Source organism: Teichococcus aestuarii, assembly GCF_042651065.1.
Classification (GTDB): Bacteria; Pseudomonadota; Alphaproteobacteria; order Acetobacterales; family Acetobacteraceae; genus Pseudoroseomonas; species Pseudoroseomonas aestuarii.
The window spans coordinates 1-641 of sequence record NZ_JBHSCH010000181.1 but is presented as its reverse complement, the minus strand read 5'-3'; the positions used below and the strand labels follow the sequence as shown (position 1 = coordinate 641).

Genomic DNA, 641 nt, shown 5'->3' with positions numbered 1-641 from the left:
GGTGTTTCTCTACTATTTTCTAATAATCCAGTGTAATATCTTAATAACGTACCTGCTCTTGTTTCAAATTGATTTGCGATAATTTCTATATTCATATTATTCATCTCCTATTTGGTCCATCTCGACTGTATCGAGATTCAACTTTTTAATATCAAAACTTGGGCCGTCTTCATAATTTGAAACTAAATCACTGTCATGTAAATCAATGTTCGAGCCTTTAACTACCGTAGCAAGTTCTATTGGACAATAAATTATTTCGTCTCCCTTTCGATATTCAACAAAGTAATTATCTTTGACCAATACAGTTTGAGTAGAAGTATTGCTACAAAACCTATTGAAAATTTCATCTTTTTTATTCATCTCAAACGCGCTCCTTTTATTCTTTTATAAACTTCACTATCTCCTAAATCTTTGATACTTCTCTCGCTCAAATTAAAATGCCAATTTAATTGAGTTTTATCTTTTACATCAAAACCAGCTTTTAACATAGCACCCTTAAACTGACCATTTGTTATATAGCTACCTTCAAATGTGTCTTCTAATTTTTTACGGTATTCTGTTTCAAACACGTGTTTTAATCCATAAGAAGAATGCCTCATATTAAAAGACTTTATTTTATCTAGCGAATTACAAAATTCCAT

At 30.3% G+C, this 641-nt stretch carries 2 protein-coding genes; both read right to left on the bottom strand.

The window, feature by feature from the left end; all coding sequences use genetic code 11:
* Nucleotides 1-95 (bottom strand): hypothetical protein (locus ACFOY6_RS24270; protein ID WP_379652479.1); only part of this gene is annotated, 95 nt, incomplete at its 3' end.
* A gap of 261 nt (nt 96-356) precedes the next feature.
* The coding region (locus tag ACFOY6_RS24265) for a hypothetical protein (protein WP_379652478.1) at nt 357-641 on the bottom strand (285 nt) is incomplete at its 5' end.